The organism is Fulvimarina endophytica (assembly GCF_003403015.1).
Lineage (GTDB): Bacteria > Pseudomonadota > Alphaproteobacteria > Rhizobiales > Rhizobiaceae > Fulvimarina > Fulvimarina endophytica.
This window is the reverse complement of record NZ_QURL01000002.1, coordinates 479,497-492,833: the sequence shown is the minus strand read 5'-3', so window position 1 is coordinate 492,833 and position 13,337 is coordinate 479,497. Positions and strand designations below refer to the sequence as shown.

Below are 13,337 nucleotides of genomic sequence, written 5' to 3'. Positions count from 1 at the left end.
TCGGAACGGGCATCAGGTCGGAACGGGATCGGGAGGCGGAGCCTCGCTTTGCCCGCTTATCGACGGCGCCGCCCCAGCGTATTGCGCGAGGCCCGCATCGACAGGAGATAGGTCGGATCGGAGCGCCAGTCGGACTGGAGCGCGTCGTGCACGTCGTCCCGTTTCAGGCCCATATCGTTGAGGAGATAGTCCGGGAGATCGGCGATCTGGCGGGCTGCGTGCCGGTTCCTCAGGGTGCGCACCATGGCCGGGACGGCGGCCACCGCGAGGCGAAGCGCCTCGGCGAGCGTCTGAACGAGGGTGTCGGTCGTGGTCCTGTGGAAGATCGCCATGGCTTTGTATCCTTTCGCAAAAGCCGCCGGGCACCGGGAAAAAGAGAAGCGCCGAACCGAGGCCGGTTCGAAGCGCTTCCAAGTTTCTTCCTGACGTTTCGAGACATAGCGAACCGCCATTGATCGATCCAACGAATGTTCGTAATCTCAGCCATCGCTTTTGCTGATGGAAAAATCCCATGAGTTCCCCCATCGATCTGGACCAGTTGCGAACCTTCGTCGCCATCGTCGATGCGGGCAGTTTCACACGCGCCGCGGAGGACGTGTTCAAGACCCAGTCCGCCGTCTCCATGCAGATGCGACGGCTCGAGGAGCGGCTGGATACGCGGCTGTTCGAGCGCAATGGCCGCGCGATCGAGATGACCGAAAGCGGCCACCGGCTGCTCTCCTATGCCCGGCGCATGCTGACGCTCAGCCAGGAAACGCTTCTCGCCTTCGACGAGGACGCCATGCAGGGAACCGTGCGGATCGGCCTGCCGGACGATTATGCCGAACGCTTCCTGCCGGAAATCCTTGCCCGTTTCGCCCGGTCCAATCCGCTCGTCGAACTCTCCATCGCCTGCGAGCCCTCCTCCAATCTCGCCGAAGCGGTGGCCAAGGGCCGGCTCGATCTCGCTCTCGTCACCGATTGCGGAACCACCGGGGCGAAGATCGATCTCGTGCGCCACGAACCGCTTCATTTCGTGGCCTCGACCGCCCACGAGGTCCATCTGAAGGACGTGGTGCCCCTCGCGATCGGCCGAAGCGACTGCATATGGCGCCATGACGGCATCCTCGCGCTGGAACGCGCCAATCGCCGCTACAAGGTCCTGTTCAGTTCCTGGTCGGCGCAGGTTCTCATCTCGGCCGTTCAGTCGGGCCTCGCAGTCGGCATCCTTCCCGAATGCGCGCTGCGACCGGGCCTCAGGGTCCTGAGCGAACGCGACGGCTTTCCGCGACTGGGCGAAACGAAGATCGGCATCCTGCGTTCGGCCAACACCTCTTCGGCCGTCGTCACCGCTCTCGTCGAACACATCCGAGAGAGCCTCGCGAACCTGACGCCCGCAATGGCAGCAGGCGATGCGCCCGGCGCGCAGATCTACAACCTGCCGGAGACGCGGGTGATCCGGTCCCAGCGGCGCAAGCCCGGTTCCGTCTCTGCCGGCTGGTAGGCGCTCGGGCGGTCCCCGCTCCCGGCCCAAGCGAGCGCCCGGGCCCTTACCGATCGAGGTTCTTCGGCGCTCCCTTGGTGTCGACGAATCTTGTGGACCGCATGTCCGCCAGTTCGAAATCGGCGCCTTCGAGATTGGAGCCGACGAATTTCGCGCCGGAAATTTCGGCGCGCAGGAGGTTCGCCTCGCTGAGATCGGCATCCGTGAAGTTCGCGAACTCGGCCGCCGCGCGCGACAGGTTCGTGCCGACGAGTTTCGCCTTCGTCAGATCGGCCGAATTCATGACGCCGCGCATCATCCCCATCGACTGGTTCTCCATGTCCGCCGACAGGTCGGCTCCGGAAAGATCGGCGCCGGAAAGATTCGCATTGGTCAGGTCGGCCGCGAGTCGCGCGCCGGTGAGATTTGCGCCCGACAAATCAGAGTCCCGGAGCTGCGCCTGGAAGAGCTGCGCATTCGAGAGGTCGGCACCGGAAAAGTCGGCCTTCATCGCCCAGGCCTGATCGAGCTTCGCGCCTGAGAGGTCGGCCCCCGAGAGATTGGTGCCGTTGAGATAGGCGCTCGTCAGATCGGCGCCCTTGAAGTCGAGGCCCGAGAGATCGAGGCCGTTGAGTTCCGCCGCCCGGAAGGAGGCGGGCGCCTCGCGCGTGGCCGTTTCGAGACGGCTCGCCACCGCCTCGCGGGTGGTGTTCGCCTTGGTCATGCGATCGGATGTGAGATCGAGCCCGTTCATCATGCCCTGGGCGAGCGCGGTCTGACCGGACGGGGCGAGGATTGCGAGACACAGAAGGCCGGCGCACAGGATTTTCATCAAGGTTCCTCCACGAGGATGCCGGCCAAAGCCGGCGCGAGGCGCCCACCTCTCGATAGCGAATATGGATCAGCTACGTGAAAGGTCACGCATGAGCTTCACGCGCGGGCTCGCCGCGCTTGACCTTTCGGCGTGAAGATGGCTCGGTCTCTTCCATGAGCCTTCTCGATACCGAACCGCAGACGAACGCCGCCGAATTTTCGGTCTCGGAAATCTCGAACGCGCTGAAGAAGACGGTGGAAGACGCCTTCGGCCATGTGCGTGTGCGCGGCGAAGTCTCCGGCTATCGCGGCCCCCATTCCTCCGGTCACGCCTATTTCTCGCTCAAGGACGAGAAATCACGCATCGACGCCGTCATCTGGCGGACGAGTTTTTCGAAACTCGCCTTCAAGCCGCAGGAAGGGCTGGAAATCATCGCCACCGGGCGGCTGACCACCTATCCGGGCTCCTCGAAATACCAGATCGTCATCGAGGACGTGAAACCGGCCGGTGCCGGCGCGCTGATGGCGCTTCTCGACGAACGCCGCCGCAAGCTGGAAGCCGAGGGCCTGTTCGCCGAGGCGCGCAAGCGGCCCCTGCCCTTTCTGCCGAAGGTCGTGGGCGTCGTCACCTCGCCGACCGGCGCCGTCATCCGCGACATCCGCCACCGCATCACGGATCGCTTCCCCGTCCATGTCCTCGTCTGGCCGGTCAAGGTGCAGGGCGAAGGATCGGGCGATGCCGTGGCGAACGCCATCGACGGCTTCAACGCGCTCGAAGCGGGCGGCAAGATCCCGAGGCCCGACGTTCTCATCGTGGCACGCGGCGGCGGCAGTCTGGAAGATCTCTGGGGCTTCAACGACGAGGCGGTGGTGCGCGCCGCTGCGTCCTCGGCCATTCCCCTGATCTCGGCCGTCGGCCACGAGACCGACTGGACGCTGATCGACCATGCGGCCGACCGGCGCGCGCCGACGCCGACCGGGGCCGCCGAGATCGCGGTTCCCGTCCGCGCCGAACTCGTGGCGGACCTCGCGGCCTTCTACGCGCGCTACGAAAGCGCGATTTCCCGACGCCTCGACAATGAGCGCCGGCAGGTGGCGCAGACCGCCCGGGCGCTGCCGACGCCGGACATGCTGCTTGCCCTTCCCCGTCGCCGCCTCGACGATGCGGCGACGGGCCTCGGATCGAACTTCCGCCTCGTCCTTTCCGAACGCCGCCGCAGCTTCGAGGCGTCCGCCGCGCGGCTATCGCTTTCGACGCTGGATGCGGCCGTTCGCGAGAAACGCGGAAGCCTGCGGCATACGGCGCTCGAAGCCGATCAGGCGATGGCCGGGCGCCTCTCCCTCCTGCGCCAGCGTTTCCAGCGCGCGACCGCCGATCTTCAGCCGATCGGCCTTCGCGCCCGCTCGGAAGCCGCGCGGCTCCGCTTCGACACGCTGAGAACGCGTTTCGAGCGCGCGAGCGACCGGATCCTGACCGAGCGCCGCGAGGCGGTCGCGCAGGTCTGGCGCGTCGCGACCACGTTGGGGCCCCAGCAGGTGCTCGCCCGCGGCTATGCGATCATTCGCGGCCCCGAGGATGCCCCCGTCCTTCGCCCGGAGGATCTGCCGTCCGGAACGGCCTTCGCAGTCGAGTTTGCCGGTGGACGGCGGGTCGGCGCGCTCTCGACCGGCGAGACCGCCTCCACGGCGAGCGGCATTCGCCCGGCACCCAGACGACGGCGCAAGAAGCCCTCCGAACCGGAGGGCGAGCAAGACCAGGGCAGTCTCTTCGAGAGCTAGTCCTGTTCCGCAAGCTTCGGCATCACCAGCGCCAGTGCCTCCTCGACGCTCGCCGCGCGCAGCCAGTCCTCGCCGAACTGGCGGCGGAACCAGGTTTCCTGGCGTTTCGCATATTGCCGGGTGCGCACGACCGCGCGCTCGCGCGCCTCTTCGATACTTGCATTTCCGGCCAGCACCGCGCCGAGTTCCGCGCAGCCAATCGCCTTTTCCACATGGCGGCCCGTCTCGGGACGCCGCGCGAGATAGTCTTGTACCTCGGCAAGAGCGCCGACCGCGAGCATCTGGTCGAACCGGGCCTCGATACGGGCGTGCAGCAGTTCGCGCTCGGGAGCCAGAACCAGCTTCAGGGCACCGGCCGCATCGATGATGCCCGTGCCCGAACCTTTCTGATGAGCGCTGAGCGGCTTGCCTGACGTCTCAAACACCTCGAGGGCCCGAACCACGCGCTGGCCGTCCCTCGGCATGATCCGGCCTGCCGCCACCGGATCGATGCGGCCGAGTTCCGCATGGAGCGCCTCGGCGCCCTCCCGCTCGAGGCGCCCGCGCCATGCCGTGCGAATGGCCTGCGGGATCTCCGGCATCTCGTCGAGACGCCCGAGCAGCGACGAGAAGTAGAGCCCGGTGCCGCCACAGAGGATCGGGAGCAGCCCCCCACGGCGGCAATCGTCCAGCACCGACGACACCTCACGGGTGAAGCGGCCCGCCGACATGAGTTCGTCCGCCGCCAGATAGCCGTAGAGCGCATGAGGAATCGCGGCCTCGTCCTCGCCTGTCGGGCGCGCGGTCAGGATCGGCATGTCGCGATAGACCTGGAGCGAATCCACGTTGATCACCATGCCGCCCGTCCGGCCGGCGATCTCCATCGCAAGGCGTGACTTGCCGCTCGCGGTCGGCCCGGCTATCAGGACGGCGTCTGGAATGCCTCGGGTCAGGGCCTCACCTTCTCATGTTCGTCGTCACGCTGATCGCGCCACCCCTCTCGCCCGGTCTCGACCGGGACCTCGTTGCGAAGGTCGGCGACGTTCTCGGTTATGTCTACCGGGAAGACAAGCTCGACGAGACCCATGCGAGCGATCTCGTCCTCGACCGCGAACCGCTGTCCGGAGCCTGGGATGCAGCGCGCCGCCTCGCCGCCAGCCGACGCACGGATGCCGTTCTCCAGCGTTGCGAGGAACGGCGGAAATCGATCCTTGTCGCCGACATGGACTCCACCATGATCGAGCAGGAATGCATCGACGAACTCGCCGCCGAGATCGGCGTCAAGGATGCGGTGTCGAAGATCACCGCGCGGGCGATGAACGGCGAGATCGAGTTCGAATCCGCGCTGCGCGAGCGCGTCGCCCTGTTGCGCGGTCTGGGCGAGGAGGTCATCGGCAAGGTGATCGCGGAGCGCATCACGCTGGCAAAGGGTGGCGGGCAGCTCGTCTCCACCATGCGCGCGAACGGTGCCTATGCGGCCCTCGTCTCGGGCGGGTTCACCGCCTTCACGACGATCATCGCCGAGCGTCTCGGATTCGACGAGAACCGAGCGAACAGTCTTCTGGTGGAAGATGGAAAGCTCACGGGTCGGGTCGGCGAGCCGATCCTCGGCTCCGATGCCAAGGTGACGGCGCTTCTCGAAATCTCGCGCCAGCGCGGCGTCGATGTCCGCGACGCGATCGCCGTCGGCGACGGGGCCAACGATCTCGGCATGATTCGGCTCGCGGGAACCGGTGTCGCGCTCCACGCCAAACCGGCGGTCGCGGCGGAGGCCGAGCACAGGATCGATTACGGCGACCTGACCGCCCTCCTCTACATGCAGGGCTATCGCTCCGACGAGTTCGCCCCGGTCTGATCCATGCGACCGGAGACGTGCGGCACGGGAAGCCTCGGAAGGCTCAGATCCTGTGCCATTTGTCGCCGGCCGACTCGTCCGTCGCCTTCGATTCGACCCAGCCGCCGACCGAACCGTCCTTCAGATGCTCCCGCTTCCAGAACGGCGCCTTGGTCTTCATGAAATCCATGATGTAGGACGCAGCCTCGAAGGCTGCGCCCCGGTGCCTCGATGAGCAGGCGACGAAGACGATCTCCTCGCCCGGCGCGATCTTTCCATGGCGATGGGCGGCCCGCACGGCAATCAGCGGCCAGCGCTCGGCGGCCTCCTCGGCGATCTTGCGGATCTCCCGCTCGGCCATGCCGGGATAATGTTCGAGCTCGAGCGCCGACAGACGACCCTCTTCGTCCCGGCAATAGCCGATGAAGGTCACGAGGGCCCCGGCCGCACCCTCTCCGGAGAGGGCCTCGGTCTCGGCCGCGACGTCGATCCGTGCCTCGCCGACCGTCACCTTCGGGGCGATCGACTTCGAAGACATGGGCGAAGACCCGTTGGAGATGTCCGCTCCCTCGGACAGGGCGCTCGTATGGCCCTGGCTGCGATCGTACATCCCGGCAGCCATGTCGGCATGGACGCCGCCGCCCTGCGCTTCGTCCGCCATGGTCAGCCTCCGGTCATCGGGGGGAAGAGCGCGATCTCGCCGGCGCCGGCCAGCCGCTCGGAATGATCCACATGCTCCTGATCTATGGCGACGCGGATGATCTCGGGGACCTGCAGGGCGTATTCGTAGTTCTCGCCCCGGCTTCGCAGCCAGTCGAGAAGGTCCGAGACCGTCTCGACGCCGGCGGGCAGGGCCACCTCCTCATCGGATTTGCCGATGCGCTCGCGCACCCAGGCGAAATAGCTCAGCTTCATGACGACTGCCTCGAATTCCTCGTCTCTCGACGCTCAGATAGGATGGATGGCCCGGCGATGAAAGCGCAGGCGCGCGCTTGGCCCAGCCTCACACCGTCCCGTCATATTGCTCGTCCGTGACATGCTCCAGCCAGTCCACGGTGCTGCCGTCCTGACGCTCGTGGACGGCGATATGGGTCATCGCGCTGTCCTTGGCGGCGCCATGCCAATGCTTCTCGCCGGGTGCGAACATCACGACGTCGCCGGCCGAGACCTCGATCACGTCGCCGCAATCGCGCTGCACCCGGCCCCGGCCTTCGGTGATGTAGAGCGTCTGGCCGAGGGGATGGGTGTGCCAGGCCGTGCGGGCGCCCGGCTGGAAGGTGACGCGAGCGGCTCCGGCCCGGGCCGGCTCCGGCGCGGAAAACAGTGTCTCCACCGTCACGTCGCCGGTGAAGTAGTCTTGGGGCGCGGGATTGGTTTTCCGATCGGCGGCGCGGGTGACATCCATCGAAACACTCTCCTCAAATCACGGCAGGGCCTGTTCACCTGCCCGTTGAGATGGATCAGTTCACGCCCGAGGCGAGTGGCCGCGTGGCTTCGCCCAGCCAGTCCGCATCCTCAGCCGAAAGATGGGGCAAGAGTTCGCCCCGCACGCGGGCATGATAGGCATCGAGCCAGTCGCGCTCCTCCTCGGTCAGAAGCGCAAGATCCACGAGGCGGCGATCGATGGGGCAGAGGGTCAGGGTCTCGAAGCCCAGCATCGGCTTCTCGCCGCCTTCGATCGTCTCCTCCGGTGTCACGAGAACGAGGTTCTCGATGCGGATGCCGTAGGCCCCTTCCTTGTAGTAGCCGGGTTCGTTGGAGACGATCATGCCCGGCTCGAAGGCCGTCATGCCTCGGCGGGAGATCGACTGGGGACCCTCGTGGACAGCGAGGAAGGACCCGACGCCATGGCCCGTGCCGTGGGCATAGTCGACACCGGCCTTCCACAGGGCGATCCGCGCGAGGACGTCGATATCGACGCCGCGCGTGCCCTTGGGAAAGCGGGCGAGCGTGATCGCGATCATGCCCTTGAGAACGCGGGTGAACATCGCGCGCATCTCGGCCGACGGCTCGCCGATCGCGACCGTGCGCGTGATATCCGTCGTGCCGTCCTGATACTGGCCGCCGGAATCGAGAAGGAAGAGCTCGCCGTCTCCGAGGCTGCGATCGGTCTGGCGATTGACCCGGTAATGGACGATCGCGCCGTTCGGCCCGCTGCCCGAAATCGTGTCGAAGGAAATGTCCTGAAGCGGCATGCCGCCGGCCTCGCCGGCCTGCGCGCGCAGGCTCTCGAGACGTTCGGCCGCCGCGATCTCGGTGACCGAGCCCGGCGCCTGCCGGTCGAGCCATGCGAGGAAGGCGACCATGGCCGCGCCATCGCGGATGTGGGCGCTTCGGCTTCCGGCGATCTCCGCCTCGTTCTTGCGCGCGCGAGCGAGACGCACCGGGTCATCCATGAGCTCGGCGGTGCCACCAGCGCCCGCGACGATCTCGCCGATGGCAGCCGCGACCAGTTCGCGATCGAGACCGATCCTCGCGCCCGCGCTCGCCCGGCGCAGATGCTCTGCGAAATCACCATAGGCTTCGATCGCGCAGGTCTTTGTCAGGGCGTCGCGAACCTCCCCCGTCAGCTTCGTCTCGTCGACGAAAAGAACCGCGTCCGCGCTCTTCGTCACCACTGCGAAGGACAGGACGAGCGGCGTGTGCTCGACATCGCTGCCGCGGATATTGAACAGCCAGGCGACCGATGCGGGATCGGTCAGGACCGTCAGGTCGCATCCCGCCTTCTCCACGGCCTCCGCGATTTCGGCGATCTTCTCTTCGGCGCTTCGTCCGGCAAAGCGAAGGGGCTGGAGGCGGACGGGGCCGGCCGAGGCGGAGGGTCGATCGCTCCAGATCGCGTCGATCGGATTGCCGTCCAGGGTCACGAGCGTGCCGCCGCGCTTCTCGAGCGCGGTCTTCAGCCGCTCCGTCCCCGCAAGCGTCGTCAGCCATGGATCGATGCCGATGGTCGCGCCGCAGGCATGCTCCAGAAGATAGTCCGTCACCGACGTCTCGACCGAGGACACCGGCTCGAAGGCCGAAAGGTCGATCTGGCTGCGAAGCTGAAGCGTATAGCGGCCATCGGACAGAACGGCAGCGCGGTCCTTGAGGATTACGGCGGTTCCCGCAGAACCGGTGAAGCCGGTCAGCCATTCGAGGCGGGCTTCGGTGCGGGGGATGTATTCGTTCTGATGGCGATCGGCGCGCGGCACCACGAAGCCGTCGACACCGAGGGCGTCGAGGCGCGCGCGCAGCGCCGCCAGCCGATCCGCACTTTGCGAGGCGTCGCTGATTTCGTCGAAGCTCTGAAACATGCCTGATGATCCCGTCTGATGCCTTTGGAGCGGTCTGGAGCCTCGGATGGCCCGAGAACCGGGTCCACTTTTCGGTCCGATGCTGTAACGCGTTCGGCGCCCGCCCGCGAGGGCGATACCGTGCGTCTCTCGTTTCAGAGGCGCCGCGCCGCTGCAGAAGTCGCTTTCCGCGCCCTTAACGTCCGTCCATGTTGCATTGCAGCGAACGGAAGGCAGCTATGCGCCCGACACCCTGACTGACGGGCCGGGAACAAGCCATATTGCGTGCAGGGAGACAGGTCACCAGAAGGAATGAAGAGTATGGCTCAGAACGGTTACAACGATCCCTCCACCCGCAAGGCGTCGTCGGGCAAGGGCATGTTCCGCAACGCGCTCGACCGGATGATCGAAGCCCGCGAGCGTCAGGCCCGCGCCTATGTCCGCAACAATCTCGCTCTCTACGGCCGCGATATGGAGTCACTGCGCAATCTCATGCCCGTCGACCCCTCCGGTCCGACCCGCTGATGCGACGAAGCGCAGGCCCGAAAGGGTTCGCGCGGATCTCCCGAATATGATGAGCCCGTGCCGTCCGGCGCGGGCTTTTTCATGGGCGGCGCTCCCGGATCAGCCTCTGAGGAGCAGGGTCACCCATTCGCCGATCGGCAACGTCTTCTCGTGTTTCAGGCCTTCGGCGACGAACGCCTCCACCACTCCGTCGTGCTGGCTGTCCAGAATGCCGGAAAGGATGACGCGGCCCTGCGGCGCGAGGTGCCGGGCAAAGTCCGGCGCCATCTCCTTCAGGGGGCCGGCAAGCACATTGGCGACGATCAGATCGTAGGGAGCGCGCTCCTCGACCCGTGCCGAGGCGAAGCCGACCGCCTCCACGACCTCGACGAGAGTGCCGACGCCGTTCGCCGCGGCATTCTGCCGGGCGACCTCGACCGCGACGGGATCGATATCCGTGGCGAGCACCGCCATGCCGCCGAGCTTGGCGAGGCCGATCGCCAGTACGGCGCTTCCCGTCCCGAGGTCGAGCGTCGATCGCGGAAGCCGGCGCGAGACCTCCTCCTCGATCAGGGTGAGACAGCCCGCCGTCGTGCCATGATGGCCGGTTCCGAAGGCCATTCCCGCCTCGATTTCGATCGCGATGTCGCCCTCCGCCACCGCGTCCCTGTCATGGGCGCCGTGGACGAGGAACCGCCCGGCCCGCACGGGCTTGAGGCCGGCGAGAACCTCCGCCATCCAGTCCTTGTTCTCGATCGCCTCGCGCCCGACGCGCTCGACCGGGACACCTGCCGCGCGCGCGAAGTCGCCGGCCCGGTCGCCACCTTCCGGCACGTCGAGATAGGCGGCCGTCTCGAAGACCGCGTTCGCCTCGTCGATCTCGGTGATGGCGATGGGCGCACCCTCGTCCTCGAAGACGGGCTCGATCGCGGCATACCAGGCTTCGGCCTCGAGCTTGGTGCCCTTTACGTAATATCGGACCTGCATCGCATTCACGCCTTGTTCGTCATGACCTCGGTCGTGTGACGCGCGCGCTCCTCGCGCTTCACCTTGTCCGTCGTCGTGGCCTTCTCGATCTTCTCGCGGTCGCGCGCAAGGCGGGGCGGCGCGAAAGAGATGATGCGGTCGCCCTCCTGGGGCAGCCCCGCCCCTTCAACCGTGGAGAAGACGATCGCGCCGGACGGCTTGATCCACAGGATCACCTCGGCCTCCTCGGGCCGGCCGGCCCTGAAGTCCTCGTAGTCGAATTCCTCGGTGAGTCGGGTCGACTGGAAGACCCAGCCCTGATCGATCATCCCGTTCAGTTCGGGATAGGTCTTGCCGGGCTTGAACAGCGGCAGGCCGCCGATGGTGAAGTTCATGGAGCGGCGCTCCGAGCCCCCGCTCCGCCCGATCTGGAAGACGTTCGAGCGCCCGATCTCGGGCGCGAAGTCGGTGGTGATCAGCGCATTGTAGGCGTCGTTGTCGGTGGCGGCGACGAGATGATCGAACCGGGCGAGGTTGAGGTTGTGGTGCGCCGCCTCCGAAAGAATTTCCCCGTACCAGGTCTCGACTTCGGAATAGCGGGCTTCGGAAATGTGCACCCAGTTGTCGTCGGCGATCAGCACCGGCACCTCGTCGGTCTTCAGCCGTTTGGCGAAGGAGATGGTGAAGGGCGAGGAGCCGACGAGCAGGATGCCGGGCCGGTTGGCAGCCTTCAGGCCGAGGAGCCTCGAGAGGGGCCCCAGCGAGAAGCCGTGCAGGAAGATCGTCATCGCCACCACCGCGAAGGTGTAGGCGATCATCTGCTGGCCGTCGGCGACGCCGAGATCGGTCAGGGTCGCGCCGAAGAGGCCGGCGACGGCCACGGCGACGATACCGCGCGGGGCGATCCAGCTGACCAGCAGCCGCTCCTTCCAGTCGAGACCCGTGCCGATGGTGGCAAGTCCGATCGCGATGGGCCGCACCACCGCCATGACGACGAGGATGAAGAACAGCGCCTCCCATTGGAGGCTGAGAAGGGTCTCCATCTGCAGGGATGCGGTGAGCGCGATGAAGAGGCCCGAGACGAGCAGGATGGTGATCGTCTCCTTGAAGCGGCGAAGCTCGCTGAGGGAAGAGATCTTCGAATTGGCCATGGTGATGCCCATGACCGTCACGGTGAGGAGCCCGGCTTCCTCCAGCACCATGTTCGTCAGCGCATTCATCGCGACGACGGCGGCGAACAGGATGGGTGCCTTGAGATATTCGGGCGAATGGCCACGCGCAAACAGCCAGCTCAGCGCCTTTCCGGCGAGAATGCCGCCGCCGATCGCGAGGATGAGGGCCAGGAAGAGCGAGAAAACGAGGCTCTCCGCCTCGTGGTTTCCGTGAAGAACGAGATAGCCTTCGAACGCGACCACGGCGAAGAGCGCGCCGACCGGATCATTGACGATCGCCTCCCATCTCAGGATCGAGGCGGGGCGGCTCTTCAGCTTGGCGTTTCTGAGGAGCGGCATGATGACGGTCGGGCCGGTGACGACGAGAAGGGCACCGAGAACCATGGAGGTCGGCCAGGACAGGGCGCCGACATAATGGGCGGCGAGCGCCGTCATGACCCAGACCATGGGACCCGAGAAGAGGACGATGCGCCGGACCGCCACGGAGGTCTCGCGAATCTCGCGGAAGTTGAGGGTCAGGCCGCCCTCGAAGAGAATGATCGCGACCGCCGTCGAGACGAGCGGGGTATAGAGCTCACCGAAATCGGCGGCCGGATTCATCATCCCGGTGAACGGCCCGAAGACCAGTCCGACGGCAAGCAGCAGAACGATGGCCGGGAGTTGCAGCTTCCAGGCGACCCATTGAGCCGCGATGCCGGCAAAGCCGATGACCGCGATTTGAAAGGCGAGATCGCTCATTCAGGTTCGTTCCGATGCATTGTCAGATGGGAGAGCGCGCCGCAGATCGCGCGCGACAGGTCGTGGACGCCGAAGATAGCTCCGGCGGTCCGGACGGAAAGGATCGTCCGGCCTTCCCGGTTCCCGATCGCCCGGGCGGGGTCAGCTATGCAAAAGCATGGGGTGCGCGCCGGCCGGCCGCAATCAGGCTCCGGTCAGGCGTTCCAGCTTGGCCTTGGCCGTCTCCGCCTTTTCCCCGTAGGCGATCGTGCCCGCGAAATGCCCGGCCTCGTCGATGAGGAAGGTCGTCGCCGTGTGGTTCATGTTGTAGTTCTCGCCCTCGCCGTCCTTCTGGGCGAAAACGCCCCAGCTGCCGATCATCTCCGCGACCTTCTCGGGCTCGCCGGTGATCGCCAGAACGTCATCGGAAAGCGCACCGACATAATCCTTCAGGATCGCGGGCGTATCGCGCTCCGGGTCGACGGTGACGAAGACGATCTGGAACGGATCGCCGCCCTCCTCGGCGATCTGCTTCTGGAAGCCGGAGAGTTCGTAGAGGGTCGTCGGGCAGACCTCGGGACAATGGGTGAAGCCGAAGAAGACCGCCGAGGGACGGCCGCGCAGCGCCTGTTCGGTCACCGCATCGCCGTTCTGGTCGACGAGCTGGAAGGGCGAGCCGTAGGGCTCGTCGGCGACCGCGGGACGGCCGCTGCCCTGCATCGCCCAGAAGACGGCAAGGGTCGCGCCCGCGAGCAAGGCGACGGCGACCCACAGGACGAGTCTTACAGCTTTCATATGGTTCCACTCCATTGTCCGGGGGCTCGACGCGTCGAGGC

Annotated in this window: 14 protein-coding genes; 4 read left to right on the top strand and 10 right to left on the bottom strand. The window is 66.4% G+C overall.

Annotation, left to right across the window (positions count from 1 at the left end; translation table 11 throughout):
- Positions 1-56: 56 nt before the first annotated feature.
- Entirely contained in the window at positions 57-332 is a 276-nt protein-coding gene (locus DYI37_RS05775) for a YjiS-like domain-containing protein (RefSeq protein ID WP_116682424.1), read from the bottom strand.
- A 179-nt stretch (positions 333-511) separates the two neighbouring features.
- Between DYI37_RS05775 and DYI37_RS05770 the strand changes: the two genes are divergently transcribed.
- On the top strand, positions 512-1,483 hold the full coding sequence (locus tag DYI37_RS05770) for a LysR family transcriptional regulator (RefSeq protein WP_116682235.1): 972 nt from the start codon (positions 512-514) through the stop codon (positions 1,481-1,483).
- Between the two features lie 46 nt (positions 1,484-1,529).
- Here DYI37_RS05770 and DYI37_RS05765 read toward each other — a convergent pair whose 3' ends face one another.
- Positions 1,530-2,294, bottom strand: coding sequence for a pentapeptide repeat-containing protein (locus DYI37_RS05765; RefSeq protein ID WP_116682234.1), 765 nt, complete (start codon positions 2,292-2,294; stop codon positions 1,530-1,532).
- A 155-nt stretch (positions 2,295-2,449) separates the two neighbouring features.
- On the opposite strand from DYI37_RS05765, the gene xseA reads away from it, so the two are divergent.
- Positions 2,450-4,054, top strand: a complete 1,605-nt coding sequence (gene xseA, locus DYI37_RS05760; protein WP_116682233.1) for an exodeoxyribonuclease VII large subunit — start codon at positions 2,450-2,452, stop codon at positions 4,052-4,054.
- Here xseA and miaA read toward each other — a convergent pair.
- Positions 4,051-4,917, bottom strand: a complete 867-nt coding sequence (miaA, locus tag DYI37_RS05755) for a tRNA (adenosine(37)-N6)-dimethylallyltransferase MiaA (RefSeq protein ID WP_245413782.1) — start codon at positions 4,915-4,917, stop codon at positions 4,051-4,053. The genes xseA and miaA overlap by 4 nt on opposite strands.
- Positions 4,918-5,000: 83 nt before the next feature.
- Here miaA and serB point away from each other — a divergent pair, with 83 nt between their 5' ends.
- Positions 5,001-5,888: a phosphoserine phosphatase SerB gene (gene serB, locus DYI37_RS05750; RefSeq protein ID WP_116682231.1), complete on the top strand. Its 888-nt coding sequence runs from the start codon at positions 5,001-5,003 to the stop codon at positions 5,886-5,888.
- Between the two features lie 43 nt (positions 5,889-5,931).
- Here serB and DYI37_RS05745 read toward each other — a convergent pair whose 3' ends face one another.
- The 4 genes from DYI37_RS05745 to DYI37_RS05730 all read right to left on the bottom strand — a co-directional run bounded on the left by DYI37_RS05745 (position 5,932) and on the right by DYI37_RS05730 (position 9,163).
- Positions 5,932-6,528, bottom strand: a complete 597-nt coding sequence (locus DYI37_RS05745; protein ID WP_425365025.1) for a molybdenum cofactor biosynthesis protein MoaE — start codon at positions 6,526-6,528, stop codon at positions 5,932-5,934.
- A 2-nt stretch (positions 6,529-6,530) separates the two neighbouring features.
- Positions 6,531-6,782, bottom strand: coding sequence for a molybdopterin converting factor subunit 1 (gene moaD, locus DYI37_RS05740; protein WP_116682230.1), 252 nt, complete (start codon positions 6,780-6,782; stop codon positions 6,531-6,533).
- Between the two features lie 88 nt (positions 6,783-6,870).
- Positions 6,871-7,272, bottom strand: a complete 402-nt coding sequence (locus tag DYI37_RS05735) for a (R)-mandelonitrile lyase (RefSeq protein WP_116682229.1) — start codon at positions 7,270-7,272, stop codon at positions 6,871-6,873.
- Positions 7,273-7,327: 55 nt separating this feature from the next.
- Complete coding sequence (locus DYI37_RS05730) at positions 7,328-9,163, bottom strand: aminopeptidase P family protein (RefSeq protein ID WP_116682228.1); 1,836 nt, start codon at positions 9,161-9,163, stop codon at positions 7,328-7,330.
- A gap of 300 nt (positions 9,164-9,463) precedes the next feature.
- On the opposite strand from DYI37_RS05730, the gene DYI37_RS05725 reads away from it, so the two are divergent.
- On the top strand, positions 9,464-9,667 hold the full coding sequence (locus DYI37_RS05725; protein ID WP_116682227.1) for a hypothetical protein: 204 nt from the start codon (positions 9,464-9,466) through the stop codon (positions 9,665-9,667).
- Between the two features lie 99 nt (positions 9,668-9,766).
- On the opposite strand, the gene DYI37_RS05720 is transcribed toward DYI37_RS05725, so the two are convergent.
- From DYI37_RS05720 to DYI37_RS05710, 3 genes are all read right to left on the bottom strand, one after another.
- A complete protein-coding gene (locus DYI37_RS05720) occupies positions 9,767-10,633 on the bottom strand; it encodes a 50S ribosomal protein L11 methyltransferase (RefSeq protein WP_116682422.1) in 867 nt (288 codons plus the stop codon).
- A 5-nt stretch (positions 10,634-10,638) separates the two neighbouring features.
- On the bottom strand, positions 10,639-12,522 hold the full coding sequence (locus DYI37_RS05715; RefSeq protein ID WP_116682226.1) for a cation:proton antiporter: 1,884 nt from the start codon (positions 12,520-12,522) through the stop codon (positions 10,639-10,641).
- Between the two features lie 183 nt (positions 12,523-12,705).
- Complete coding sequence (locus tag DYI37_RS05710; RefSeq protein ID WP_116682225.1) at positions 12,706-13,296, bottom strand: SCO family protein; 591 nt, start codon at positions 13,294-13,296, stop codon at positions 12,706-12,708.
- Between the last annotated feature and the right edge of the window lie 41 nt (positions 13,297-13,337).

What these genes read in the sequence shown, in the direction of transcription:
- DYI37_RS05775 (WP_116682424.1), bottom strand. Translation starts at nt 332, where the DNA reads ATGGCGATCTTCCACAGGACCACGACCGACACCCTCGTTCAGACGCTC.
- DYI37_RS05770 (WP_116682235.1), top strand. Translation starts at nt 512, where the DNA reads ATGAGTTCCCCCATCGATCTGGACCAGTTGCGAACCTTCGTCGCCATC.
- DYI37_RS05765 (WP_116682234.1), bottom strand. Translation starts at nt 2,294, where the DNA reads ATGAAAATCCTGTGCGCCGGCCTTCTGTGTCTCGCAATCCTCGCCCCG.
- xseA (WP_116682233.1), top strand. Translation starts at nt 2,450, where the DNA reads ATGAGCCTTCTCGATACCGAACCGCAGACGAACGCCGCCGAATTTTCG.
- miaA (WP_245413782.1), bottom strand. Translation starts at nt 4,917, where the DNA reads ATGGAGATCGCCGGCCGGACGGGCGGCATGGTGATCAACGTGGATTCG.
- serB (WP_116682231.1), top strand. Translation starts at nt 5,001, where the DNA reads ATGTTCGTCGTCACGCTGATCGCGCCACCCCTCTCGCCCGGTCTCGAC.
- DYI37_RS05745 (WP_425365025.1), bottom strand. Translation starts at nt 6,528, where the DNA reads ATGGCGGACGAAGCGCAGGGCGGCGGCGTCCATGCCGACATGGCTGCC.
- moaD (WP_116682230.1), bottom strand. Translation starts at nt 6,782, where the DNA reads ATGAAGCTGAGCTATTTCGCCTGGGTGCGCGAGCGCATCGGCAAATCC.
- DYI37_RS05735 (WP_116682229.1), bottom strand. Translation starts at nt 7,272, where the DNA reads ATGGATGTCACCCGCGCCGCCGATCGGAAAACCAATCCCGCGCCCCAA.
- DYI37_RS05730 (WP_116682228.1), bottom strand. Translation starts at nt 9,163, where the DNA reads ATGTTTCAGAGCTTCGACGAAATCAGCGACGCCTCGCAAAGTGCGGAT.
- DYI37_RS05725 (WP_116682227.1), top strand. Translation starts at nt 9,464, where the DNA reads ATGGCTCAGAACGGTTACAACGATCCCTCCACCCGCAAGGCGTCGTCG.
- DYI37_RS05720 (WP_116682422.1), bottom strand. Translation starts at nt 10,633, where the DNA reads ATGCAGGTCCGATATTACGTAAAGGGCACCAAGCTCGAGGCCGAAGCC.
- DYI37_RS05715 (WP_116682226.1), bottom strand. Translation starts at nt 12,522, where the DNA reads ATGAGCGATCTCGCCTTTCAAATCGCGGTCATCGGCTTTGCCGGCATC.
- DYI37_RS05710 (WP_116682225.1), bottom strand. Translation starts at nt 13,296, where the DNA reads ATGAAAGCTGTAAGACTCGTCCTGTGGGTCGCCGTCGCCTTGCTCGCG.